The 24,801-nt window shown below is 49.3% G+C and carries 19 protein-coding genes; 15 read left to right on the top strand and 4 right to left on the bottom strand.

Translation table 11 applies throughout. From position 1 onward, the window contains the following. Positions 1 to 7: 7 nt before the first annotated feature. The 9 genes from rpoD (at position 8) to Pan54_RS14815 (ending at position 10,336) form a co-directional block, all read left to right on the top strand. Complete coding sequence (gene rpoD, locus Pan54_RS26665; protein ID WP_146504230.1) at positions 8 to 1,684, top strand: RNA polymerase sigma factor RpoD; 1,677 nt, start codon at positions 8 to 10, stop codon at positions 1,682 to 1,684. Positions 1,685 to 2,320: 636 nt separating this feature from the next. Beyond that, positions 2,321 to 2,995: a hypothetical protein gene (locus Pan54_RS14855; protein WP_146504229.1), complete on the top strand. Its 675-nt coding sequence runs from the start codon at positions 2,321 to 2,323 to the stop codon at positions 2,993 to 2,995. Between the two features lie 323 nt (positions 2,996 to 3,318). After that, positions 3,319 to 4,356: a DUF1559 domain-containing protein gene (locus Pan54_RS14850; RefSeq protein WP_146504228.1), complete on the top strand. Its 1,038-nt coding sequence runs from the start codon at positions 3,319 to 3,321 to the stop codon at positions 4,354 to 4,356. Positions 4,357 to 4,403: 47 nt separating this feature from the next. Next, positions 4,404 to 5,729: an outer membrane protein assembly factor BamB family protein gene (locus tag Pan54_RS14845; RefSeq protein WP_146504227.1), complete on the top strand. Its 1,326-nt coding sequence runs from the start codon at positions 4,404 to 4,406 to the stop codon at positions 5,727 to 5,729. A gap of 748 nt (positions 5,730 to 6,477) precedes the next feature. After that, positions 6,478 to 7,707: a type II secretion system F family protein gene (locus Pan54_RS14835; protein WP_146504226.1), complete on the top strand. Its 1,230-nt coding sequence runs from the start codon at positions 6,478 to 6,480 to the stop codon at positions 7,705 to 7,707. 139 nt (positions 7,708 to 7,846) lie between these two features. Next, positions 7,847 to 8,305 (top strand): type II secretion system protein GspG, encoded by a 459-nt coding sequence (locus Pan54_RS14830; RefSeq protein WP_146504225.1) that lies wholly within the window; start codon positions 7,847 to 7,849, stop codon positions 8,303 to 8,305. 278 nt (positions 8,306 to 8,583) lie between these two features. Further along, positions 8,584 to 9,114 carry a prepilin-type N-terminal cleavage/methylation domain-containing protein gene (locus Pan54_RS14825; protein WP_207310147.1) on the top strand — a complete coding sequence of 177 codons (531 nt, stop codon included), beginning with the start codon at positions 8,584 to 8,586 and terminating at the stop codon, positions 9,112 to 9,114. Continuing rightward, entirely contained in the window at positions 9,111 to 9,509 is a 399-nt protein-coding gene (locus Pan54_RS14820) for a type IV pilus modification PilV family protein (protein WP_146504223.1), read from the top strand. Before Pan54_RS14825 ends, Pan54_RS14820 begins: the two co-directional genes overlap by 4 nt. Further along, entirely contained in the window at positions 9,506 to 10,336 is an 831-nt protein-coding gene (locus Pan54_RS14815; RefSeq protein WP_146504222.1) for a prepilin-type N-terminal cleavage/methylation domain-containing protein, read from the top strand. The genes Pan54_RS14820 and Pan54_RS14815 overlap by 4 nt, the downstream gene beginning before the upstream one ends. A 63-nt stretch (positions 10,337 to 10,399) precedes the next feature. Here Pan54_RS14815 and Pan54_RS14810 read toward each other — a convergent pair whose 3' ends face one another. After that, the gene (locus Pan54_RS14810; RefSeq protein ID WP_146504221.1) at positions 10,400 to 11,563 is read right to left on the bottom strand and encodes a hypothetical protein; all 1,164 of its coding nucleotides are present in this window, start codon (positions 11,561 to 11,563) and stop codon (positions 10,400 to 10,402) included. A 161-nt stretch (positions 11,564 to 11,724) separates the two neighbouring features. Between Pan54_RS14810 and Pan54_RS14805 the strand changes: the two genes are divergently transcribed. Continuing rightward, positions 11,725 to 12,030 carry a (2Fe-2S)-binding protein gene (locus Pan54_RS14805; protein WP_146504220.1) on the top strand — a complete coding sequence of 102 codons (306 nt, stop codon included), beginning with the start codon at positions 11,725 to 11,727 and terminating at the stop codon, positions 12,028 to 12,030. 169 nt (positions 12,031 to 12,199) lie between these two features. After that, positions 12,200 to 12,385 (top strand): hypothetical protein, encoded by a 186-nt coding sequence (locus Pan54_RS14800; protein ID WP_146504219.1) that lies wholly within the window; start codon positions 12,200 to 12,202, stop codon positions 12,383 to 12,385. Positions 12,386 to 12,439: 54 nt separating this feature from the next. Here the strand turns inward: Pan54_RS14800 and Pan54_RS14795 are convergent, their stop codons facing one another. Beyond that, the gene (locus Pan54_RS14795) at positions 12,440 to 13,495 is read right to left on the bottom strand and encodes a DUF1565 domain-containing protein (RefSeq protein ID WP_165441786.1); all 1,056 of its coding nucleotides are present in this window, start codon (positions 13,493 to 13,495) and stop codon (positions 12,440 to 12,442) included. A gap of 223 nt (positions 13,496 to 13,718) precedes the next feature. Here Pan54_RS14795 and Pan54_RS14790 point away from each other — a divergent pair, with 223 nt between their 5' ends. Both Pan54_RS14790 and Pan54_RS14785 read left to right on the top strand, forming a co-directional pair. Further along, on the top strand, positions 13,719 to 17,060 hold the full coding sequence (locus tag Pan54_RS14790) for a PVC-type heme-binding CxxCH protein (RefSeq protein ID WP_146504217.1): 3,342 nt from the start codon (positions 13,719 to 13,721) through the stop codon (positions 17,058 to 17,060). 93 nt (positions 17,061 to 17,153) lie between these two features. Next, positions 17,154 to 17,663, top strand: a complete 510-nt coding sequence (locus tag Pan54_RS14785) for a redoxin domain-containing protein (RefSeq protein ID WP_146504216.1) — start codon at positions 17,154 to 17,156, stop codon at positions 17,661 to 17,663. A 121-nt stretch (positions 17,664 to 17,784) separates the two neighbouring features. On the opposite strand, the gene Pan54_RS14780 is transcribed toward Pan54_RS14785, so the two are convergent. Next, positions 17,785 to 18,996 (bottom strand): glycosyl transferase, encoded by a 1,212-nt coding sequence (locus Pan54_RS14780; protein WP_146504215.1) that lies wholly within the window; start codon positions 18,994 to 18,996, stop codon positions 17,785 to 17,787. Positions 18,997 to 19,544: 548 nt separating this feature from the next. Further along, on the bottom strand, positions 19,545 to 21,110 hold the full coding sequence (locus tag Pan54_RS14775) for a sialate O-acetylesterase (protein WP_146504214.1): 1,566 nt from the start codon (positions 21,108 to 21,110) through the stop codon (positions 19,545 to 19,547). 210 nt (positions 21,111 to 21,320) lie between these two features. On the opposite strand from Pan54_RS14775, the gene Pan54_RS14770 reads away from it, so the two are divergent. Together Pan54_RS14770 and Pan54_RS14765 are read left to right on the top strand one after the other, a co-directional pair. Beyond that, positions 21,321 to 22,679, top strand: coding sequence for a hypothetical protein (locus Pan54_RS14770; RefSeq protein WP_146504213.1), 1,359 nt, complete (start codon positions 21,321 to 21,323; stop codon positions 22,677 to 22,679). Between the two features lie 690 nt (positions 22,680 to 23,369). Then, complete coding sequence (locus Pan54_RS14765; protein ID WP_146504212.1) at positions 23,370 to 24,710, top strand: DEAD/DEAH box helicase; 1,341 nt, start codon at positions 23,370 to 23,372, stop codon at positions 24,708 to 24,710. Positions 24,711 to 24,801 lie beyond the last annotated feature (91 nt).

Genomic DNA, 24,801 nt, shown 5'->3' with positions numbered 1-24,801 from the left:
GATATCCATGCATCAGCTTGATGACAACCTACAGCAATTGATTAAATCTGGACGCAAACAGGGTTACATCACCTTTAGTCAGGTCAACGATTACCTGCCCGATGAGGGGGTCAATCCGGACAAGCTCGATCACCTGCTGCATTCTCTGGAAGAACTCGGAATGGACATCATTCCTGAGAAGCACGTCTCCAAACGGAAAACCGAACTGGAGTCCGCCAAGAAAAAGAAGACCTCCAAATCAGAAAAACGTTCAGGAGATCTCATCGCGGAAGAAGAAGGTTCCAAGCGAATCGACGATCCCGTACGCATTTACCTCACACAGATGGGAGAAATCCCGTTGCTGACACGTGTTGAGGAAATCACGCTTGCCAAGAAAATCGAAGTGACTCGCAAGCAATTCCGTCGTCATCTGATGGAAAACGATTGTGCGATGCAGGCTGCCATCGAAACACTGGCCAAAGTGCATCGTGGAGAATTGCCATTCGATCGTACGATCAAAGTTTCTTTGACGGAAAGTCTCGAGAAAGAACAGATTCTCGGCCGCATGCCGCACAATCTGAAAACTCTCGACTACCTGATGGAGAAGAACAAGCACGACTTCCAACGCTCCATCGACCCAGAGCTTTCATCTGAAGAACAAAAGCAGGCTCGTCATTCGCTCAATACCCGACGTCGTAAAATGACGACGCTCGTTGAGGAACTGAGCTTACGTACGCAACGTCTGCATCCCTTGTTCAAACGTCTGCAGCAGATTTCTGCTCGTATGAACGAGTTGAAGCACAAGCATAAAGTTGTCAGCCGTCGACAGAATTCGGAGAACGAAAAAGCTGCCATCGAACGTGAACTTCACGACTTAATGGTGATGACCTACGAAACTCCGGAATCGTTGCAGGCTCGTATCAAAGAAATCGAAAGTCGATTCTCCGCCTACGAAACTGCCATGCGGGAACTTTCCGGCGGCAACCTGCGACTGGTCGTTTCGATTGCCAAAAAATACCGTAATCGCGGCATGAACTTCCTCGATCTCATTCAGGAGGGCAACACTGGCCTGATGCGAGCCGTCGACAAATACGAATATCGCCGTGGCTACAAATTCTCGACTTACGCCACCTGGTGGATTCGTCAGGCGATCACCCGAGCGATTGCCGATCAGGCCCGTACGATTCGTATTCCTGTGCACATGATTGAAACCATGTCTCGCTTACGAAAAGTCTCCAAAGATCTCGTTCAGGAACTGGGACGCGAACCGACTGTTGAGGAAATGGCCGAACGAGCTGAAGTGAGTATTGAGGAAGCTCGTCGTGTGATGAAAATCTCACGCCAGCCGATCAGTCTCGATCGCCCGATCGGTGAAGGTGAAGACAGCTACTTCGGCGACTTCATCGAAGATCAGTCCACAGAAAGTCCGGTTAGTTCAGCGACTCAGGAGATGCTCAAGGACAAGATCGATCATGTCCTGCGAACATTGACCTACCGCGAACGCGAAATCATCAAACTGCGTTACGGCCTCGGCGACGGGTACACCTACACCCTCGAAGAAGTCGGCCGCATCTTTAAAGTGACCCGTGAACGCGTCCGCCAAATCGAAGCCAAAGCCGTCCGCAAACTGCAGCATCCCGTGCGCAGCCACCAATTGAAAGGCTTCCTGGAATCGCTAATGGCCGCCGGTGCCATGCAGGGCTAATGTAGGGTCCGCTGTGCGGACCAGAACGGAACATTGAATTGAATCGAAAGCCCACATCAGAAATGATGTGGGCTTTTTAAATTAACTGAGTGCCATGCTCAAACTTATTTGAGCGTGCAATGGACGCTGAAGCCAGTTGGAAGTAATTTAGCTGTATGCAAGGGTAGTTCCATAGTGAATCAAATAAATTTCACGACTGAAATTTGACTCGATCGTCTCAAGAAACATGCCCACGCAAGCATGGGCATGACACCCGATTATTATTTCAAATTCACACTCAGGAGAACATCAAGTGACGACTCATGAGGAATTGGAATACTTCTATTATTATGCCAACCAGTAACTTTCCGCAGGCGTACGAGAGTTTTCACTGGGAGTACTTTTCAATCAATGGCAGTCAAGCAGTTCAGAGAGTGTGAATCACCAGAGTGAGATTGCAGCGCTACGAGGCACATGGAACGAATGGAATGATGGTGAAGTCAATTGCCCATTCTGTCAAAATGTCACACTCTTTAGATTCTCGTGAATCTCGCTGGATTCTTCTGTCCGGCTTGGTAAACTCAGCCTGTGGAGAGTGAGCCGATAAGCAACGATTGCGTCTGCAAATGATACTGGACCAGCATGCTTCCTCGGTTAATGAAGTCAATTCGAATCACGTTCCGACAGGCGATTGCCCTGCTTGTCGTGTTGGGAATGTGCGCTTCGATTGTCCCTCTTCCGATGGCTGTCCCTGTCATTTCTGACAAAGACCGTTCAACTCCTTTTCCCTGTCAGGATCGACCTTGTGGTTGTGCCTCTGCTAAACAGTGCTGGAAAAGTTGCTGCTGTTTTAATGATTCTCAAAAACTGGCCTGGGCGAAAGCGAATCATGTCACGCCGCCCGATTATGTGATTGCAGCTGCTGAGAAAGAAGCCTCAGAGAAATCTCAGGTCGAGAAAAGCTGCTGTGCTCAGCATCCTGTTCAAACTCAGGTCGTTCAGAAGGTCACTCTCAGCTGTTGCCAGAAACCTGTGTCTGCTGACAAAGCTTGCTGCAAATCTGTCGTTCCTACAGGTTGTTGCAAGGAAACTTCAACAACTATTGCAGAAGTTGAAAAGACTCCAGCCAGAACTCAGACGGTATTGACCGCATTTGTGTTACGATGCCATGGTCAAAGCAGTTTCTTCTGGAACTCGCTCCCCTGGAGTGATCTTGTTGTGAACAGAGCCGTGCTCCCTGCTATGAAATTGACTGGCAACCTCTGCCTCGTTTCTGAAACGCTGATCGAGTGCCCGCTCGATCCCCCCGAACCTCCACCGCGGCTGGCTTGAAAAGCGACGGCTTCGCTGAAATCTGAGAAGCTTAATTAATAGGGGGCAGGGGCGCTCTCGAAGAGAAGCCCCCGGGACATTAAACGTTCGGGGGCTTCCGCTGAAGCGGAGCGCGCCCGCTACCCGCGTTGATTTTTTGAACAACGTAATTTTAAGCATCCTTCCTCTCAAATCTCAGCTCCATTTTGACAGCTTGCGGCTTGTGTTCGCGCGCTCACTCGGGACTTGGCTCACTCTTCACAGGTAGTCCCGCGCCCGGTGTGAGCGTGCCATCATGGGCCGCAGCATCTCCTGTTTTTCAATTTCATTGCTGAGGTTATTTCATGTTTAATCAACAGTCTCAATCCATAAAAAATCCGCGTGGTTTTACACTGATCGAACTACTCGTTGTCATCGCAATCATTGCCATACTCGTGGCTTTACTCCTGCCAGCAGTCCAGCAGGCCCGTGAAGCGGCTCGGCGATCGAGTTGTAAAAATAATCTAAAACAACTTGGTCTGGCGTTACATAATTTTGAATCAACTTTCGGATACATGCCATCTCAACGAGATAACTATCAAGCACCAGAGGCTCCCGGGCATGATGAACGATTTTATCGTTGGTCAGCATTGGCAATGCTCAGTCCACAACTTGAACAAAGTAATATTTATGACTCATTAAATCTCAAAGTTCCCCTTTTTATGTTCCTACCTCCCGGTGCCCCCGATCCAACCTATGCTGCGACCGGGTTCGTTCATCCAGATAACGTCGATTGGGTTAAAATCAAAGTTCCTGTTTTTCTTTGCCCAAGTGATGTGAATGAGCGAAACAGTGATAGCTGGGCAGGAACCAATTATGTCGCCTGTCAGGGAAGTGGGCGTGATGGAGGTGTATACGAAGACACTGACGGCATCTTCTTTATTGATTCCAAAACAAAATTCCGTGACGTGACCGATGGCACTTCCAACACAGTGGCTATGTCGGAAACGCTTATCGGATCAGGTGCTGCAGATTCAACACGAGGAACTGCCAATATGGGGCCTGAAGGAAGTTTGGCGATGGTTTGGAATGCTACAGCCGCTACCGTTCAAGACAGTTGGTGTCTGGATGATTCTCAAGTCGTCACATTTGAACGCGGACAAAAATGGGCTGATGGATCGGTTGGAGATACAGGATTTAACACTTTGCGTAGTCCAAATTCTTTTATTAACGATTGTTACTCACGATCCTCGGCAATCAAATCTGCTCGAAGTCGGCATCAAGGTGGTGTTCAAGCATTGCTGGCAGATGGAAGTGTCCGTTTTGTAAGCGAGAATATCCATCAGGAAACATGGCAAAACCTGGGCGCTCGTAACGATGGGGAAGTTATCGGAGAATTTTAAAATTCGTCTTACAGTTAATTACCAATTCAAAGATTCAAGGATACCAGATGTTATTAAAACTGATTCTCATGTGTGTCACATTGGCTGTTCAGGTTGAGCAGTGGCCGGGATTTCTTGGCCAGGGAGCAACCACGATTTCTCAAGAAACAATTCCGGTCTCCTGGTCGCCGGAAGATAATCTTGCATGGTCGCAAGAACTTGAAGGATATGGACAATCCAGTCCGGTGATTTATGGTGATAATGTCTATACGACAGCGGTTTCTGGTGAAAAAAAGGAAACGCTGTTGTTGACCTGTTTAAGCCTGAAGACTGGTCAACAGAAGTGGAACTATTCTACTACAAGTTCATTACCTCAGAAGAGCAGTGTTTATGTGAGTAGAGCCGCCCCGACTCCGGTAGTCGATTCCAAAGGTGTGTATGCCTACTTTGAAAGCGGCGACGTCATCGCTCAATCTCACACTGGAAAATTGTTATGGAAACAGTCGTTAACTGAACTTTACGGTCCCCCCGAAAATGAGTTCGGTTTATCAGCTTCTCCCGTTCAATATCAGAATACACTCATTATTCTGATTGATGATGCCGGTCCATCGTATCTGGTGGGGCTTGATAAAAAGTCAGGGAAAGTGATTTGGAAATCTGACCGTAAAAGTCGACGCAGTTGGAGTTCTCCCTCATTGATCACCATTGAAAATCAACCGCAAATTATTTGCAGTTCGGATGGTTCGATTGATGGCTATGATCCACTTACAGGTGAACTGCTATGGAGCTGGAAAGAAGTTGGTGGTAATACAGGGACAACTCCGTTAACGGCTGGTAAATCTCGCTTTTTGATCGCGGCTTCTCCGGGACGAGACGGGGAAAATTCAGAGTTGGCAAGGAAATCGAATGGAGTCATGCAGGTCTCAAAAATCAATGAGATCTGGCAACCTGAGTTCCGTTGGACAGATCCCAGTCCGGTGCCTTCATGGGCTTCACCGTTTGTACATAATGGATTGGCGTATTGGATTAATCGCGCCGGGGTACTCTATTGCCTGGATGCGGAAACCGGGGAGTCGATTTACACCGAAAGACTCGCTCAATCCGCATGGGCAACTCCTGTAGGAATTGGCGATCGCATCTATGTCTTCGGAAGAGATGGACTCACGATTGTCATCAAAGCGGGGCGAGAATTTGAAGTCCTATCAGAGAACACTCTTTGGACTGAAGATAGCCCTCCGGTGAACAATGCCCCAACCGCTGAAGAAGAAACAGAAGAACGAAGACGAGCGGCAGTTATGTTTTCTCGACCGACTGTTTATGGAGCAGCCATCGTGAATGGCTCGATTCTCTTACGAACGGGCAGCAAATTATTCTGCATCAGAAACGAATCCTGAATCACTTGAGTTTATGAAGAAAAACATTGGAGAACATGTCACTCTTGTGTCAATGACAGCATCCGCTTTGTCAGCGAAAACATCAACCTCGACATTTGGCGACAACTTGCCACGAGTGCAGGAGGCGAGGTGCTGGGAGAGTTTTAAGTAACGGAACTTCTTTAGCGCGCCTTCATTTCATCACGAAGGCGCGTTTTTTTATAGACGGAATTATCAACTCTGTCATATACTGAGGATCAAATGATTCTTTTCGGAGGAAATATGAATCTCTCACTTGAGCTCACGAATGAACAATCCAATCGCCAGTAAACGAACTGGCCAACGAATTAGGAGTTGATCCTCACGACCTCGCCCGTGCAGCGATTAACGATCTTCTCACAAAGCCCGATGAGGATTTTGATCGTGCTGCTCAGTATGTACTGGAGAAAAACAGAGAGCTCTATCGGCGATTGAGCTAGTAAGACAATCTCATGGTCAGCCTCTATCACGGACACAAACCACCTTCGAAATTCATGCGACTTGTCTTTAGAATATTTGGCATCGTTGTGATCCTGATTACACTCTATGGATTTGCATTGACAATCTATTTTTACTGGGTGATTCTTTCACGATAACAGATCGCTTACTATCTCTTCAGTAATTTTTATATCTTCCCGTGGATTTCCTCCCACATCACAGGTCTATTTGCTTCTCTTCGGTGTTAAAATCTGCAGGGACTCTCAATTGCAGACTTTTTATGATCTGAAGTATGCCTGATTTTATTTATAAAGCGAGAAATACGAGCGGAAAGTCGGTGGCGGGGACGTTGGCGGCTGGAGATCAGCAGGAGGCGTTGTCGCTGCTGGGGGACATGCAGCTGTTTCCGATTCGCGTCGAGCCGGCTCCCGCATCGGTCATGTCTGCTTTTACCCGAGAAAAAAAGGTCGGAACGACGGCTCTGGTCGCGTTTTATTCGCAACTGGCCGACTTGCTTACTTCCGGTGTGCCGTTGTTGCGGTCTTTGAAGCTGATTGAAGATCAGGCCGCCAATCCAACGTTAAAGGGAATTGTGGCGGACATTCGTGAGCAGGTCGCCGATGGTAGGCCGCTCGCTCAGGCATTTGCACGGCATCCTGCTACATTTTCGACGCTGGTCATCAGCTTGGTTGAAGCAGGGGAAGAGGGAAGCTTTCTGGAAGATGCTCTCAAACGGCTCGCCTTATTTGTGCAGCATCAGAATGAGCTCAAAGGCAAAGTGATGGGAGCGATGATCTACCCCGCCTTTGTCGGCACTTTCAGTGTGATTATTGCAGTCGTGATGCTGGTCTTTTTCGTGCCTAAGTTTCAGACGATTTTCGATCGCATGGAAGCCGAGCGGGGCTTGCCGTGGGCGACGCAAATTTTGAGGGCGATCAGTAATACCCTGCAATCTTACTGGTTGCCGTTGTTTGTCGGCTTGGTTCTGGGCATCTGGCTGATGCTGAGGTGGTTGAAAACCGACCGTGGTCGGGAAATACTGGATGGATTGCTGATCAAGGAATGGAAAGTCGGCTCGTTGAAGTTCGGGCTGGCAGGAATTTTTCGTAATCTGGCGGTTGCCCGATTCACCCGCGTGCTCGGAACCCTGCTGCAAAACGGCGTGCCGATGCTGCGTGCGATTTCGATTGCCCGCAAGGCGAGTGGCAATATCGCCATCGAACGGGCGATTGAAAGTGCCTCGGGGTTTGTTGCGAGCGGAAAGTCGCTGGCCGGGCCACTGAGAAATTCGACACATTTTTCGACCGATGTGGTTGAAATGATCGCGGTCGCCGAAGAGTCCAACCAGTTGGAACGGGTGCTCGTTGAAGTAGCCGACCAACTTGAACGTAAAGTCCAGACACGACTGGCAACACTTGTACAATTACTGGAACCGGTGATGCTGCTTGGCCTGGCCGGTTTCGTATTATTTATTCTCCTCGCACTCCTTTTACCGATACTTCAGAGCTCAAGTCTGGTTTAATTGATAGAAGGGGATAAAATCCTCGAAAACTCGTAGGTCAGGCATAGCCTGACCTACACCGAAATGTTTAAAACAGTCCCAATTGTGGACTTCAATCCCCCCCACTATTATAAAATCTGTCGAAAGACGGAGGCCTGCCATGAAACGCTCGATGACTCGTAAATTGATCCGAAATTCCTCGCGAAACGCCTTCACCCTGCTCGAATTGCTGATTGTTCTGGCAATTCTGGGTGTAATTGCGGCGATGGTTGTTCCGAACCTGCTCGGCAGCCAGAAGAAAGCCAATATTCAGGCGACCGAATCCAGTATTCACGGCTTGGAACAGGCCTTGAAACTGTATGCCGTTGCCAATGGAGGGGAATATCCGAACGGCGGTCAGGAAGTCTTCGAACTGTTGGCTTCGAATAAAGATTCCGAAGGAAATGCTGTCGATCCACTGCTCCCGGAAATTCCCAAAGATGCCTGGGGACAACAATTGATGTATGAATATCCAAGTTCCAAGAATAATGGCACCGAACCGGCCATCTGGTCACTGGGACCTAATAAGTCCGACGAACAAGGCAGCGGCGACGACGTCGCCAACTGGGGCGAAACCTAGAGCATTCTGCTCTACCAGTGGCGGTCGCATGAGCGATTCAACGACTGAGTTCGCTGTGTTCGCTGTGTTCGCTGTGTTTGCTCCCGCAGAACACCGAAGTTTATTTTACTTCTCCTGGGGAGCGGTTGGGACCAAAGGCCGGATGAGGGGCGCACTTCGACGTTCTAATGGAATGTCACCTAAATTCCCCCTCTCCCTCAGGGAGAGGGAACTGACTATTAGCTATTTTCCATACTTTCACTGAATGCACCTAACTTATATTTGAGATGAATCGAGTAATGATCGTGAAAAAATCAGGGTTCACACTGCTGGAGTTGCTCCTGAGTGTGGCCCTGCTTTCGGTTTTGATCTCGATTACTGTGCCGACGATTAATGCTCTGCTCTACCGACAGCAAATGCTGGATGTGGTTGGACGAATCGAGCAGTTTCTGAATAATCAGCGGCGGGATGCCGTCCGGTCTGGACAACCCCGCTGGATTCGCTTTTCCTCGGGCGATCATGTGCTCATTGCGGGTGTCTTTAATGAGCCCGCGACTTCGAGTGTCACGCTGCCGGAGTCGCTCAAGTTTGGATTTTCTGACTTTGCAGAAACACTGACGTCCGAACAACTCGGAGAACTCGGCCTGAATTCCCAGGAACATCGCTGGTCTCCGGAAATGCTGTATTTTGCTGATGGCACCGCCAGTGGGATGATTTTTCTGATCGAAGAAGAATCTAAAAAGGGATATCTGTTTGAAGTCTCCACTTTGAACGGGTATGTTTCGATCGATCAGCATACGCCGGATCGACTGGAGGCTCTCAGGCCATGAATCGGTTAAATCATTCTCGCAATGCGTTCTCGTTATTCGAGGTTGTGATCTCACTGACCATTCTGGCGATTTCAGCCGGGATGCTGGCTCAATTGCTGGAATCGGCTCGTCTCGGTTCGACCCAGGCAACTCGCGAGACTGAAGCTCTGGTGTATGCAGAATCGATACTTGCGGAACTGGTCGCCAGCCAGACGATACCGAGCGAAGTCGCTAATGAAGTCTTGAATGAAGATCCTCAATGGACCTACTCCGTCAGCTCAACTGATACCGACTGGACGACATTATTTGTAACGACAGTGCGGGTGAAACACCTCAACAATAATGAGCGGATTGATGCCGATGTTTCGTTGACGCGGTATCTGTACGTGCCCGAAGAGGTGGAAGAATCGCTGTGAAGATTTCAAAGCAGCAACCCTCTTATTCGAACGACGGTTTCACTTTACTGGAACTGGTGCTTGCTGCTGCGCTGACTTCGCTGGTGCTGTTGGGAATCAGTGGGTTGATACTCATTGTGTATCAGGTGGAGTCGGAATCGGGACAGAGCGTGCATCTGGCAGAGACAGGACGTAATTTGCTGCGTCAACTGGAGTGGGATCTGCAGTCGATTGCCGGGGAACTTCCTGCAACGGAAACGTCAGGAACATCGAGCACAAACAACGATGCCGGCTCGATTCTGGCCCTCGATGAAGATCAGACGATGCTGATGTTCGATGAAGCGGCCGAATCGACGGCCGTCTCGAAGTTTTTAATGGGAGATACTCTCTCCTTGCAGTTTCTGGCTCAACCGGTGTTGAGAACCGGACGACAGTTTTCGCTGGATATCGATCCGGTCGAAGCTTCGGACATCGGAAAACGACAGCAGCGATTGCTCACCTGGGGATACAATACGTCCGAGACACTGGAACTGAGTTTAGAAGGTTTGGATCCCGAGCAACCTCTAGCTCGTGCGGAATCATTGACCGATGCGGAACTCTCCACGCAGAACTGGCTGGATGCTTTGGCAGTTCCCGAACTGGTCGAAATGCAGTTTCTGTATTTTGATGGAGAAAGCTGGCTCGAAGAATGGGACAGCGATCTGGATGGTGGCCTGCCTGCTGCGATTGAAGTGACGGTGCTGCTCCAGTCTGTAGGGAATGAAAATGCGGTCCCCTTCTCAATGTCGCGAACGATTGCATTGCCGACTTCACGATTTGCTGCGGCATCGGCTGAGTCTGGGTTATAAGTTTCGAGTCTATAATTCCATTTTGTGTTTCTTGGCGGTAAATTTTCCTCAGAGAAAAATAGATTACTCCATCTTATCATTCGGAGTCATGCTATGTCCGAACGTTGTCATTTCAGGAGTCGCCATTCCTGATTCTGAAGTTCCGGCTTCCTCTAATTCGGATTCCGTTGGGGTTGGTGATTCTTCTTTGGCAGCAGGTGTGGCCGATTTACTTTGAATGTTAACGGTGAACAACAGATTGGCAGGAAACTGACGGGCGTCCCCCAGAATTTCCCGCTCGATAATTTCAAACTGATTCACATCAAACGGGACCGCAAAGTAAAGTCGATCCTCTTTATCCTGCCAGAGACAGGGGTATTGTTTGCCTTTGGCTTGAGCGATCAGTCGATAGCCCAGTCCATTAACGCAGGCAGGTAATATAAGTCGATCGCGAAATTCCAGGAGTGTTCTGGAACTTTGCAGGACCTGATCGGTTTCGTTGACTCGTGTCATAAAATCGGTTATCGCGGCTGCCAGTTTTTCTTTGCGGAGTTTATCGATCCTTGCAAAGGCTTCTCGATGAAATTCCCGCAACGGTTTGTTTTGAAGGACATCAACTCGCACAATTTTTGTGGTTGTGCTGGCATCGACTTTGATGTCGATTCCTTTCGCATGAGCTTCGAGGGAGGATTTCAAAATCTGACTGTTGATGCTGATGCGATCGCCATTGTAATTCTGCAGGAAGGTTTCGAAGACAGCCTGGTCGGCGATTTGCAGTCGCGGGATTTTGATATAGGGAATGGAATCACTTTTGACAATCGTTCCCGTCAGTTCGCCACGCATTTTGGGATTGAGAAAATAGTAGAGCGAGTAAAGTCCAGCAACGCAGATCAGGATAAAGACCGCTCCAGTGAGGACTGAACCCGATGATCTTCGTTTACGAACTGCAACCCGTACGAGTGGGTCTTCACTCGGCGTATGTTGTTCGGGGTGCGACAGTGCTTCAAACAGTTCGCCGACGGCATCGTCCGCTGATTTTGGCGGAGCAGGGGGGAGAGTTGCCCCAGAGATTCCAGATGGAGGCTGCGATGTTACGGGCTGAACAGGTGCCGCTGGAGAGGCTTGCTGAGCCATTGGATTGGGAATCAGCAACGATTTCTGACATTTTGGGCAGGCCCCCTGCTGCCCCATTGCAGAGTCGGGAACTCGCAGGACAGCCTGACAATATGGACATTCGAATTGAATCATCTACGGACCCTTCATACCTCTTCAGCTGCGATGGTGGACGCTTCATCACACTGCCCTCTCGACTTCTGATCTGGACTCCATCATACTGGAACAGGAAAGACTTCGGTCAAGTCCTGATCGAATGTTGAAAGAAAATCAAACAATTAACAATCTGTTGACTTATGGAACTCGATGATAAAGTCTGTTACTGCTTTCATGTCTCCAAGCGGAAGATCCTGAATTACATTCGGCTGCACAAACCCCGCCGGGCCAGTCAAATCAGTCAATGTGGCGGCGCGGGAACCGGTTGTGGCTGGTGCGTGGCTTATCTGGAACGATATTTCTCAGATTCACAAGCGAAAAGTCCGCATCCCGAACCGGAAATGACACCGGCTCAATATGCAAAAATGCGGGCAGAGTATATCGATGCCGGCAAACGCAAGCGGGCGACGGGGAATGAGACGTTGCCGGATGATGAAGTCTCGTAGAAGCCATTTCAATGAATGGTTAGCGGTCATCGTGATGCCTGGACGGCCTAAATACGCTTCGATATTGAGACATTTTAAGACAAAGTATGGTTGAATCTCAAATGGTATGAATTGTGCTTAGTGAAATTGTCATTACAAATTTTGACTTTCAATCCAGAAGGATTCATCAATGAACCATTTCAAATTCAAGCCATTACAGATTTTTTCAATTGCGATGATTGCACTCTGCTGCTCGCTCTCAACAGGCTGTGATAATGAGCAGGATGTGCTCGATGTCGAGACCCCCAGCGGTGATCTCGATGTTGATCGTGATAAAGATACTGGTGAAGTCGATGTTGATGTGGACAAGGATTAAGAGTCCGCGACTGGAACAAATCATCTTTCCGGTAATTTGTATCAGCCGTTCTTCTCACTCAACGATTTCTGCTCCAATCGTATTGAGTTCCACGTTTTCAAATTGACAGTCCTGCATTTTCAGGAGTCCGCCATTAATGCGGACTCTGGCAGGATTTTTCTGCTTACCAACGATTGAGACGTCAGTCATTGTTAATCGAAAAGGCTCCTCTGTACTCACTTCCCGCGGGCCTGCCGTGAGCGCAGTCGCATTCGTCTGATTGACAATACTGCAGTCTTTAAGAATGTGTCGTTTCCCAATAAGCAGGACATCGACGTTCACATTGTCGTAAAACAGGCATTCTTCGTAAGTTGTGATTGCCCGGTTGACATCAGCAATGCCGTTTTCGTTGCCCCAGAAATCACCTTTCTGGATGACGCATTCGCAGTCGTCGTGGGCGCTGAAGCCTTCGTCGAAACAGTCGTACCCCTGAATGGTGTGACAGCGAAATTCAGTCGTTTTTCCGTGCACATTAAAGCCATCATTGAGGAAGTGTCGGGCATTCAAATTACGGATGGTGATGCGCTCGGTCGTTCCTCCAGTCGCGATTCCATTGACACGGACAGACCATTCCAGGTTTTCCGTCGAGCCTTTCACATACAACCAGCCCTGCTTCTCATCGATATTTTCAAAGCAGAATTGTCCTGAAGTCAGTTGTTCGGGTTTCGGAAACTCTGGAGAATTAGACGATTGAGTCCGTCCCATCCGCTCGGTGACATGATTGATAATCAGCAGATGGCGATCATAAGTTGTTCGTGGCATCAATCTGCGAGATAACTCATTCCCAAGATCTTCCCAGCCTGTTTCAGGCAGCGGATCCGCTCCCTCCAGCGTGACCAGATTCCCTTCGATGGTCAAATCCTGCCTGTTATTGAACGTAACGGATTGTCGATAAATGGCTCGCGGCGGCAGGAGTGTGATTTGATCTCCCGGCTGAGCCAGTTTGACCGCTTGTTGAATCGTCGCAAAAGGAGCTTCCCTGGTGCCGCTGTTCGAATCATTCCCAACGGAGTTATGGACAAATAATTCTGTCGCTGAAAGGCGGCTTGCACTACTTGAGAGGCAGAGCAAGAGGGCCAGACCCTTGAATACAAGGGGATTACAGTAAGAATTCGAGGAAGAACAAACGGAAAATGAAAATCGCATAAGAACCTCAAAGTTGTGCCGCGGGTCGTCTTCTCGCAATTGGAATATCTTATTATGATGGGTTCACAAGTTGCGAGCGACTTGCGATCTGCTGGCTTTTGCAGGTCGGGAATCACTAAGGATGTGACAGGAAGAAGCGATCCCATTCATGAAGAAATCTTTAATACCAAGTCCAGTCTGGTCGATCAATCAAGTTCTGCTGGCGGTTTTCTGCCTGACTGCGGCCGTTACGAACTTTCAAGAAGTCAGGGCGGCAGACGTACCGCTCGAACTTCCCCCTGGATTTCGGGCGACGCTATTTGCAGCCGACAATATTGCCCCGAGCGTGCAGTGCATGACAACCGATTCCCAAGGGCGGATCGTTGTCTCGGGACCGGGCTATATTCACACATTGATCGATGCCGATCACGATGGCTTGGCCGAATCGTTCGAAGTTTTTGCGAATGGACCCGCTTCAGTAGCCCAGGGGCTTTGCTTTGACGGAACCAGGCTTTACTGCATTGGCGACGATGGCATCATGCTGTATCTCGATGAAGATGGCGATGGTAAAGCCGATGGTGAAGCCGAGTTGATTTATCGCTGTCGAACCGGTGGCGAACATTTTGCTCATGCGATCCGTAAAGGTCCTGATGGCTGGTATTATCTGATTCAGGGAAATGAAACTGGTATCGATGAGACGCTAATCGACAATGCCTCCTCACCCATTCGCAAACCCGACGCCGGCCTACTACTGCGGTTTTCGCCTAATTTCAGCGAACTGCAGGTTCTGTCTGACGGCTATCGCAATGCATACGATTTTGACTTCAATTCTGTCGGAGATCTATTTGCATACGACAGTGATGGCGAGCGAGACATCTCATTGCCGTGGTATCGTCCGACACGGGTTTTCAACAGTGTTTCCGGGATGAATCATGGCTGGGTCTCCCGCAGCTGGAAACGGCCCAACTATTTTCTGGAGATGAGCCCGACAATGGTCGAAACGGGTCGAGGCTCGCCGACTGGAGTTGTTTCCTATCAGCACCGTCAATTCCCGGAAGAGTTCCGGAATACGCTATTCGTTCTTGACTGGACTTACGGCAGAGTGATCGCCGTCAAAATGAAACGTCAGGGAGCCTCCTGGCAGGCTCAATCGCGTGAGTTTGCCAAGGGAATCAGCCCGTATGGGTTTGCTCCAACCGATGCCGTCGTAGGGGCTGACGGAGCGTTATACATTTCAGCCGGCGGACGAGGAACTCAAGGATCGGTTTTTCGAATCACTTATGAAAATGCAGACGGGAGCGATCAAACCTCTGTTCAGAAAGTGTTGCCTCCCATCGAACGCGTTCTTCAGGCTGACCAACCTCTCGAAGCGTGGTCGCGAGCCCGTTGGGAACCACTCACAAAAACGCTTGGAGAAGAAGCCTTTCTCCGAGCCGCTTTGGATCGCAGTCGCTCTGTCCCGGAACGCCTGAGAGCCATTGAAGTGCTGACAGAAAAATTTCAGGGTCCTGATGTCGACTTCATGAAGTCGATGGAACGGGAAACCGATCGCGAACTCCGTGCCCGAACCGCCTGGTCTTACGGACGTTCCGATGCCGGCAAACCCGATTTGCTGACTCTGCAGCCTTATTTGAACGACGAAAGCCCGGCTGTCGTCCGCAGTGCACTCGAAGGACTGATCACTTGCCCGGCAGAAACGCTGGTCGGTTTTGAATCTGAGATTGCCAAATGTCTGGGACATGAAGATCACGTTGTTCGCTTTCTGGCTGTACAGGTTGCAACACGCATGTCGGACAATAGTTTTCGAGCCGTCGGAGATGCGGCACGAACGTCAGGCTGGCCGGAATCCATCTTGATGGCATGGGCCTTTGTGGATCGAGGTTATGTTGGACATCCCTACGGCTGGCACGATATCGGCACCGCTGCCTTGTCTCGCCTGAAAGATCCTCAACTGCAGTTGAATGCTGTCCTGCTGATTCAACATTCTTTTGGCGGATTTGGCGACAGTCCTGCACATTCGGGAGTTTTCGATGGTTACATGCCCCGGCTGCCGCTCAATCAGGAGGAATCGCAACTGGCAGATTTGCAACAGGCGATTGAACAAGTTTATCCGACAGGAAACGCAACGCTCGATTGGGAACTAGGACGTTTGACCGCCATGTTGACTGCGGAGAGTCCCGTGCTGCTGGAAAAGATCCTGCAGAACATTACAAGTGAGTCTGACCCGATCTCCGATATTCATCATCTGATCATCACAGCGACAATAACGACTCCTCGAAGCCCGGATCAAACGAATCAAATTGCAACGGCACTGCTGGAACTCCATGAAAAACTGGAGCAACGCAAACTGGCGATTGACCGCAACTGGGAACCCCGTGTTAAGGAAATGTACGAAGCGCTGTCCGCTCGTGATCCTGAATTGTCGAAAACGGTGGCGAATCATGCGAAATTTGGACGTCCGGAACATAATCTGTTCGTCGATGCGATGCAGGGTGAAGTTCGGGATCAGGCGATCGCTCTGTTCTTGGAGCGGGTCCAGTCGGGAGAAATCGATTTGTCGGTCGATCTGCTCAGTCGTTTCGGCGAGCAAAACTCTCAGGAAGTCCTCGAACTGGCTCGCGAATCAATAGACAACGATTTACTTCACGGCACGGCTCTGAATATTCTGGCTGAAAAGAATTTCCCCGAAGATCGAGAAGTGATTCTCGATGGACTGAGCTCTGACGAACTGGACATAGCTGCGGGATGTCTGGAAGCAACGACCGCCTGGAAAGACTATTCACCAAATGATTTGGCCGCTCTGGTCAGATTGCTGAATCGACTTGCGAGTCTTGAAGGCGTGGAAGCGATGTGGAATGAAACACTGAACCAACTCGATCCAATGGCGGTGAAACTGCTTGAAGAACGGCAACAGGAAGTCGATTTGCCGCGACCTTCAGAATCCATTGCGGGAGCAGAGATGAGCCATCGGGAGCTGGCAAAGCTTTGGGCCGATTGGATGGAAACCGAATTCCCGGAGACGACCATCACTCTCGATAACCGGACCGGAAACGATGCCTGGGCCGAAATGCGGGAGCGACTGTATTCGATCGACTGGACGACAGGCCAGCGTGCTTTGGGAGAAGAACTTTACGTAAAAAAACAATGCAACCAATGCCATAACGGTCGCAACGCGGTTGGCCCCAATTTAGAAGGGGTGACCAATCGCTTTTCTCAGCAGGATTTGATGGAGGCAATCGTCAACCCGCATAAGGATGTCTCGTCGCGGTATCGTTCGACATTGATCACAACGATGGAAGGCAAAACATACAATGGAATTATCATTTACGAATCGATTGATGGATTGCTTTTACGTGATACCTCACACCGGACAATTCGCATTGAAGCCGACAATATCGAATTTCGGAAGCAGCTCGATAAATCGCTCATGCCGGAAAATCTGCTCAAAGACTGCACCGATCAGGATTTAGCAAATCTGTATGCATACATCAAAAATTTGGGAAAACAGTAGCGCCTTTTGATTTCCAATTAATGAATGCATAGAATCTAAACTGATGAAAGGCTCAATTTCACAAAACACTGACCACAAACCGATGAGGTTCTCATGCGACTCCAGATAATTACCTTCACCATTATTATGATGATGTTTGCTGCTAGTGTCACTCAAGCTGCCACTAAAGCTCCGAGTTGGTCGGCTAGAGCTTACGATGGCGAGAAGCTCAGCCAGAACGATTACGAAGACGCTCACGTTCTACTGGTTTTCTATCGTGGTGTCCAATGCGTGCATTGCATGGAGCAACTGGCGGGAATCGCCAAACATGCGGATGAATTTGCCGAGCGGGGAATTAAAGTTGTAGCGATCAGCCACGAATTACCCAGCCAGTCGACCGTCGAGCGAATTCGTCGCGCGAATGATATCGAATTCCCACAATGCACCGATCCGAACCTGAAAATGTTCTCCGATTTCGAATCCCTGGACAATCGACGCCGCGAATTGCATGGTTTGGTCTTAATCGACCCCAGTCGACAAGTTCTCTGGAAATCGGTTTCAGAGGGAGTGATCACCAATATCGATAAAATTCTCGAACACTGCGACGAAAACATGTCGCCGTAGCGAAGCCTCCAGACCAATTCCAAATAGTTTCTGCAGTCGCATGGGCATCAAATGCCTGTATACACGGTGTTTGCTCCTGCCTTCTGCTGCAGTTCATCATTGAAAATGTGATAGATAACACTCAAGCATTATCCTGTATAACGGCATCTTGAATCGATTCAAACACGTCTGGTACAGCACTGGTGACCCGAGACCAACTCGGAATAAAAGGGGCCACGTGCGGATCTCGCAGAAACTGTTCGCCAGCTGACATCAGACTTTGACTGAATAACTCGACGGTCGCTTCTTCGGAATGTCGATCCAGGGTTAGCCCGCTCATCAGGGCATCGTTGTGATAGTGATCGATTAAATCGAGAGCAGCTCGATAGTAACTGGCTTTGAGAGTCCGGAAGACTTCCGGCGAAAAAACTTTACCATTCACGGCCAGTTTTCGGATCAGTGCCTTACAGATATCGACCGACATCCGATGCAATCCTCCTGACGGATTGTCTTCTGAAACCGGCTGATGTTTATGATCGTACGCATCGGCAATATCGACCTGGCAAATGCGATGGTGCGAATAGTTGCGATACATTTCGGAAAGCGTGCCGATTTCCAGTCCCCAGTCGGAAGGAATTCTCAAAGAGGGGACGACTTCTGCCCGCATCGAAAACTCGCCGGAAAGCGGATAGCGGAAACTGCTCATGTAGTCGAGATAATCGTTATGCCCGATGGTCAACTGCAGCGCCCGCAGTAAGGGGGTGACGAGTAGCCTGACAACACGTCCATTCAATTTGCCATTGGCTGCTCGATAGTAATAGCCTTTGCAGAACACGTAATTGAAGGTCGGATGGACAATCGGATAGAGCAGTCGAGCGAGCATATCCCGTTCGTAAGTCAGGATATCGCAGTCATGTAACGCAACGGCCTGACAACGACCTGTTGCGAGAAAATAGCCGAGACAATACCAGACATTTCGACCTTTGCCGAGTTCCATCGGCGCTAGTCCGCGATTCGAAAGTTCGGCATCGACAGCCTGCAGTCGCGGACCATCGTTCCACAAGATGACGTGACGCTGCGGCAGGCGCGAAAAGAATTTGCGGGCATTCTCAAACTGAGATCGGTCTGCTCGATCAAGTCCGATGATGATCTCTTCCAGATACGGAGCCTGAGCCAGTTTCTCGATGATTGAATTGAGAGCCGGGCCTTCCAACTCGGAATACAAGCAAGGCAGCACCAACGCCATTGGCCGTTCGGCTGACCATTCCGAGAGATCCGCATCGAGCTCCTCAGTCGTGCGATGTCTCAAATTGTGAAGCGTACCGATGACCCCATTTTGCGCAAAATCAGCCATGAATTTGTCGACTCCCTGGACGAAAACTCTTCCCTAACAAATCGATCGAGCGCTGATCCGATTTGATTAACTCCTCAATCATGACCAGTTCCCCTGTAAGTTCAACCGATAAACGGTTCTGCTCTCTTTTGGGACGTCGACATTAGTAACTGAAGTTTTGCAAATTTCAATAAAATCTTAACCCGACGCGTCAGCGAGGGGCCCGTGTGAATTTGATAATCTGCTGGATATGGTCTTTGAAAACCCGATTAAACGAATGTATATACAACCAGGGTTTATGTTTCACAGTGCAAATTTTCATGTGAAATAACAGTAGCCAACTGGTTTTAGAGTTAACCGAATTATTAATCAGAAGCCGTCCCCTCGCTGACGCGTCGGGTTAAGATACTCTCGATATTTCATACGCTGACTTCTCATTCGTTTTGAATTCCAGCGTTTTGCAAAACTTCAGTTAGTAATAAAAGATAGATCTTTAAGATGGAGAACTTGATAAAAAAGGCCGTTCATGAAGTTCATGAGCGGCCTTTCGATTCGAGTGAACTCATCAATTACTTCTTGTTGTTCGCAGTCACACCTTCCCAGTCATCAGTTCGGAATGGAGTTAGCGGTAGTCCAACGGTATTTTGTACATTGCAGACAGGGTTATCGGCCCAGGCGTAACGGACAGAAACCGGGTTCTTCACATTGTCGCTCCAGACTTCGATTTTGTTGTTGCCGTTGCCAACAATTTTAGCCTGGGCAGGCAGGAAGACACGATCTTCGCCTGCGATGGTGAAGCCGACTGGCTCGCGGACATCGAAGGTATCGAGTGCAGTCCCGACATCCTGGAAGGTGACAATGACATGATCGCCTTTGACTTCATGAGATTCATAACGTGGACTACGGGCGACTACATCGATCCCGTAATCCTGATTCAAGGCGAGTCGGGCCAATCGCATTGCAACATCCTGTTTGTTACGCGGATGAATATCGTCGGATTCGCCAAGATCGACAATGATCGCTTCGCCAGTGTTAGGAAGAGCAAGAGTCATCGTTTGAGCCTCACGCAATTCAGCCCATGAACTTTCTCCTGGGGCACCGGCTTCACGACGGAAGTCAGCCAGAGAAACCCAGTAGAACGGGAAGTCTCCCTGATTCCATTCTGCACGCCAATGCTGAATCATTAATGCGAACAGGTCGCGATACTGATACGCACGGTTCGCATTCGACTCCCCCTGATACCAGATCGCTCCTTTGATGCCGTAGCCGATGATCGGATGCAGGCATCCTCCAAACAGGTTACCGGGACGATGATTGCCAGTGAGAGGGTTTCGTGGAGCTCGCGGCTGACGAGGTTGTGGCTTACCTGCAGCTTTGGCGGCCTGGACTGCTTCCTTCCATTTCGCAAGTTGATCCTGATAGCTTTTTTTCACAGCCTCAGCATCGTAAGTGGCTTCGATGTTTTCCCAGTTTTCGACCAGTTCCGCAAAACGCTTGTCGTTATTCATGACATCCCGTTTGACCCAGGCTTCTGCTGAAGAGCCCCCCCAGGCATTGTCGATCAGTCCGACGGGGACGTTCAATGTCTGATGAATCTGACGTCCAAAAAAGTAGCCGACGGCTGAGAAATCGTTGACTGTGTCTGGAGAGCAGACTTTCCATTCGCCATCAAAGTTAGTTTCGTCTTCCTGTGAAGCACGATTGGGAACCGTGATTAAACGGATTTCAGGATAGTTGGCGGTCAGCCGCTCGAGGTCGGCATCGTTGGCGTTAGAAACCTGCCAGGCCATGTTGGATTGACCAGAGCAAACCCAGACTTCGCCGACGAGAACATCGCTGATCGTTTTTTCTGATGTTCCCGCAACAGTCAACTTATGTGGACCACCGGCTGGAAGTGGAGAGAGTTTGACCTGCCAGCGACCATCTTTGTCCGCCTCAGCGGAGTGAGATTGATCTCCAATTTTGACAGTGACTTTAGTACCGGGTTCATCCCAACCCCAAACTGGGTTTTCCAGATTGCGTTGCAGGACCATGTGATCCGTAAAAACATTCGGCAATTTTACATCGGCGCGTGACAATGACGGTACACACAACGACAATAATAACAGCCAGCAAGTCACTTTAATTTGCTTCATCAGTGTTCTCCTACAGTGAGTTAATTGGGATTGATTCCAGTATTGGAATATCTTTGGGTGGGGCACAGATTTTTTGAACGCACTCTGTGCAATGAACGATGCCAGGCTATCGAAACGATCATCGTACATTGGGTCAGACTTAATGTTTACAGCAAAACTCTATAGCTGACAACGCATCGAACCACATTTATTTGAGAGATTTTAAGGAAGATGACTGAGACCTACCGTCTGTCTGAAGAAAATCCAATGGGAGATTTTGACGAAGATGCTCCGGCATTACGTCGTGTCAGTTACGATCCAGCTTCTCGTAAGACAGAAAGAGAGTCGACAAATCCGACTACCACCTATGAAGATCTCCGCCGCTTCGACGCTCTGGATCTGTATCGAGGGTTGCTGTTGCTGACCATTGTGGCGGGAGCCTCGTTTCTCTTCAATTTTCAATTGTTGACCGCTCCCGGCAATCCTCCGATTTACTCCACGGGAGACTGGTTTTCCCGATTCTTATTCAACGCCCAGCCTTCCGATTGGGAAAGCCTGTACGGCTTGCATGTGATTACGGTTCGCGATTATCTGCTGAGCGGATTTCTCTTCGCGGCTGGCATATCGTTGTTCTTCTGGAAACGTAGGCGGGTAAGATTGCAGTGGCGGAAGCGGGAAATAGTTGGTCGGATCCTTTTCCGTGTTGTGCTTCTGATGCTGCTGGGAATATTTCTGCAGTCGTTGAATTCTGAAATGACTCGCTGGGTTTTTATCGATCCATTGACTTTGATTGGAATGGCGACTTTCCTCACTTTTCTGATTGCACGTGGGCCTGTCTGGTGGCAGGGTGTGCTCATCATAGCGATCCTGATTGGTCAATTTGCCTGGATCGAGCTTTCTGGTCCCATCACATACCCCGCAGAAGTGCAAGGGATTATGATCTCGGAATCTGAGCAGACTCCTGATCGAAAACCTGCCTGGGCAAAGCATAAGAATGTGGTTGAACTGTATGATCGTCAGTTTTTGAGTAATTTTCCGGGGCAACCTGATGCGGCATATCGGGAATCTGGACGAACAACATTCAATGTCCTCCCGGCGACTGTGCTGATGATGCTGGGCATGCTGACGGGGCAATGGTTTCTGAGCAGAAAGAAATCACGGTTTTTCAAAGTGCTGCTCTGCGGAGTGATGGGCATTATCTTGGTGCTGGCCGGAATTGGAGTTGATCAATGGCTTTGCCCGGCCATCGAACGGATACTTTCCACGTCGTGGGTGCTGTTGGCTGGTGGGTACAGTCTGCTCTTGTTCTCCGGGTGTGCATTCTTCTGTGAAGTCATTCATGCCAGTTTTCTGTTTGCACCACTGCGAATCCTCGGAAGAAACTCTCTGCTGATTTATCTGGCCAGCCTGGGATTTACAACGTGGTTGGGAAATCAACTTTTCAAACATGCTCAGCCATTTATGAGTACTTTGGCTGGAGGAGAAATGTCAGCTGAATTGACTATATTGATACAGATGCTGCTGGCATGTCTGGCAGCGGTATTGTTGGGCTGGTTTCTGAATCGACGTCGGTTTTATGTTCGGGTTTGAGTAAAACTCTCATTACACAAACGATTCTGTAAAATCTATCGGTGTTGAAAATTTGTGGGTTGCAGATTTGATATGTCAGGGGTATAGTTCGATGCAGATACCAATTTCTGATTTGAAATTGTGTCGATGCAGTCGGAATCAAGCGAGTAACGCGATTCAGGAAATTGGAGTGCGTTTTCCGGCTGGGTGGGGTTTTCGGGCAGAGCTAGGTCCTCTTGCAACTCCACTACTGATGTATCGCTGAACAGCGATGCATTCTGCTGCCAACCACCGGTTGAGTTGACCGCTCTGGAAAGCCGCTCGCGTTCGAAAGAACGCACCGAATACTGGAATTGTCTTGTTTGGCCAGTATTCACCCCAAAGCGGCGTTTGCTATGAGTTGAGTCCCACGACCTTCTTCTCTCAGGCTCGACCTGAGTTGCGAACTCCTGAGGAATCCGCGACCTGTTACCCTTATGTTCTGCACTGATGTATTCAGAGCTGATTTTAAAGAGGGTTTCCAACACTCCTGTTGTGTGTCCGTATTCTTCAAATCGACCCCTTTTTCATCGGTTATCCGAGCATGAACTGTCGTAGAGAGTCTACGTTCTGTTCCTGTCTAAACACTTTTGAGCTGAAAAAAAATCCAGCCGAGTGATCACGGAAATCGAGAACTCGTACTGAATCCATAATACTGCGTAAGGAACAATCTTGAAGACATTTGCTGAAATTGACTTAATTAAGCCCGTGCAGCGTGCACTTGCTGACGAAAAATACGAAACACCAACCCCAATTCAGGCTCAGACAATTCCTGCTGCACTGGACGGAAAAGACGTTCTGGGATGTGCCCAGACGGGAACTGGCAAAACGGCTGCGTTTGCCCTGCCGATTCTGAATCAACTCGGAAAACAGAACAAAAAAGCTCTGCGAAACCGACCTCAGGTCCTGGTTCTTGCACCGACACGCGAACTGGCCATTCAAATTGGCGACAGTTTCACAGTCTACGGCAAGCACCTGACCTTGAAACAAGCTCTCGTTTATGGCGGTGTCAGCCAGTATAATCAGGTGAGATCCCTCAATCGGGGAGCACACATTCTGGTCGCAACACCGGGCCGTTTGCTCGACCTGATGAATCAGGGTCATATCGAACTCGATCAACTGGAAATGTTCGTCCTCGACGAAGCCGACCGGATGCTCGACATGGGCTTCCTGCCGGACCTGAAACGGATCATCAGTAAGTTGCCTGAAAAACGACAGTCGTTGTTCTTCTCGGCGACCATTTCACCGAAAATCGTTGAACTGACACAAAGCCTGCTGCGAAATCCAGTCAGTGTGAATGTGACACCGGAAAAAACAAGCGTCGAGAAAATTGAACAGCGAGTCGTGTATGTCGAGCGGGGTAATAAACAACCGATGCTCGAACAGATTCTCGGAACTGATGGTGTCGATCGTGTGATCGTCTTCACCAAAACCAAACGAGGAGCCAATCAGGTTGCTGAAAAACTGCAACGCGGTGGCATTGCCTCGACTGCGATTCACGGCAACAAATCTCAGGCCGCTCGTCAGCGTGCCCTCGATGCGTTCCGTCGCAATAAGGTCAAAGTTCTGGTTGCGACCGATGTTGCGGCTCGCGGAATTGATATCGATGATATTACCCATGTTGTCAACTTCGACTTGCCGATTGAGCCGGAAAACTATGTGCATCGTATTGGCCGAACAGGCCGTGCGAATGCCGAAGGAACTGCTCTCTCGTTCTGTGCAGGCGATGAACGTCGCGAACTGCGTGCGATTGAACGCTTGATTGGTCAGAAACTTGATATCGATCAGGATCTTTCAGACCCGAATTCGACCGAACGAAATCCACCGGCTTCACAAGGCCGACGTCGTGGTGGCGGCGGATTCAGAGGTAAGCCTTCCGGCGGAAAATTCAATCCTCGGAAGCCATTCCGCAAATCGGGGGATAATTCCAGCGAAGGGGGACGTCCTTCAAAACGACGCAAACCGGCTCGCAAGGATACAAAGCGAAGTCCTAAAGTGAAGCAGTCGACTTAATCCACTGGTGTGATGATGTCTGGATTCATCACATCTTGTTATATTAGTTGTAGTGACCCTCTGCGAATTACTGATCTTTATCAGGAGAAAC

This window comes from Rubinisphaera italica, assembly GCF_007859715.1.
Lineage (GTDB): Bacteria > Planctomycetota > Planctomycetia > Planctomycetales > Planctomycetaceae > Rubinisphaera > Rubinisphaera italica.
The sequence above is the reverse complement of the archived record's forward strand: the minus strand, read 5'-3'. Positions and strand labels throughout refer to the sequence as shown.

Bases quoted from the DNA above. Each gene is read 5' to 3' on its own strand.
- Pan54_RS14805 (WP_146504220.1), top strand. From the start codon at position 11,725: ATGGAACTCGATGATAAAGTCTGTTACTGCTTTCATGTCTCCAAGCGG.
- Pan54_RS14845 (WP_146504227.1), top strand. From the start codon at position 4,404: ATGTTATTAAAACTGATTCTCATGTGTGTCACATTGGCTGTTCAGGTT.
- Pan54_RS14775 (WP_146504214.1), bottom strand. From the start codon at position 21,110: ATGAAGCAAATTAAAGTGACTTGCTGGCTGTTATTATTGTCGTTGTGT.
- Pan54_RS14810 (WP_146504221.1), bottom strand. From the start codon at position 11,563: ATGATTCAATTCGAATGTCCATATTGTCAGGCTGTCCTGCGAGTTCCC.
- Pan54_RS14820 (WP_146504223.1), top strand. From the start codon at position 9,111: ATGAATCGGTTAAATCATTCTCGCAATGCGTTCTCGTTATTCGAGGTT.
- Pan54_RS14835 (WP_146504226.1), top strand. From the start codon at position 6,478: ATGCCTGATTTTATTTATAAAGCGAGAAATACGAGCGGAAAGTCGGTG.
- Pan54_RS14830 (WP_146504225.1), top strand. From the start codon at position 7,847: ATGAAACGCTCGATGACTCGTAAATTGATCCGAAATTCCTCGCGAAAC.
- Pan54_RS14770 (WP_146504213.1), top strand. From the start codon at position 21,321: ATGACTGAGACCTACCGTCTGTCTGAAGAAAATCCAATGGGAGATTTT.
- Pan54_RS14800 (WP_146504219.1), top strand. From the start codon at position 12,200: ATGAACCATTTCAAATTCAAGCCATTACAGATTTTTTCAATTGCGATG.
- Pan54_RS14780 (WP_146504215.1), bottom strand. From the start codon at position 18,996: ATGGCTGATTTTGCGCAAAATGGGGTCATCGGTACGCTTCACAATTTG.
- Pan54_RS14855 (WP_146504229.1), top strand. From the start codon at position 2,321: ATGAAGTCAATTCGAATCACGTTCCGACAGGCGATTGCCCTGCTTGTC.
- Pan54_RS14785 (WP_146504216.1), top strand. From the start codon at position 17,154: ATGCGACTCCAGATAATTACCTTCACCATTATTATGATGATGTTTGCT.
- Pan54_RS14825 (WP_207310147.1), top strand. From the start codon at position 8,584: ATGATCGTGAAAAAATCAGGGTTCACACTGCTGGAGTTGCTCCTGAGT.
- Pan54_RS14790 (WP_146504217.1), top strand. From the start codon at position 13,719: ATGAAGAAATCTTTAATACCAAGTCCAGTCTGGTCGATCAATCAAGTT.
- rpoD (WP_146504230.1), top strand. From the start codon at position 8: ATGCATCAGCTTGATGACAACCTACAGCAATTGATTAAATCTGGACGC.
- Pan54_RS14850 (WP_146504228.1), top strand. From the start codon at position 3,319: ATGTTTAATCAACAGTCTCAATCCATAAAAAATCCGCGTGGTTTTACA.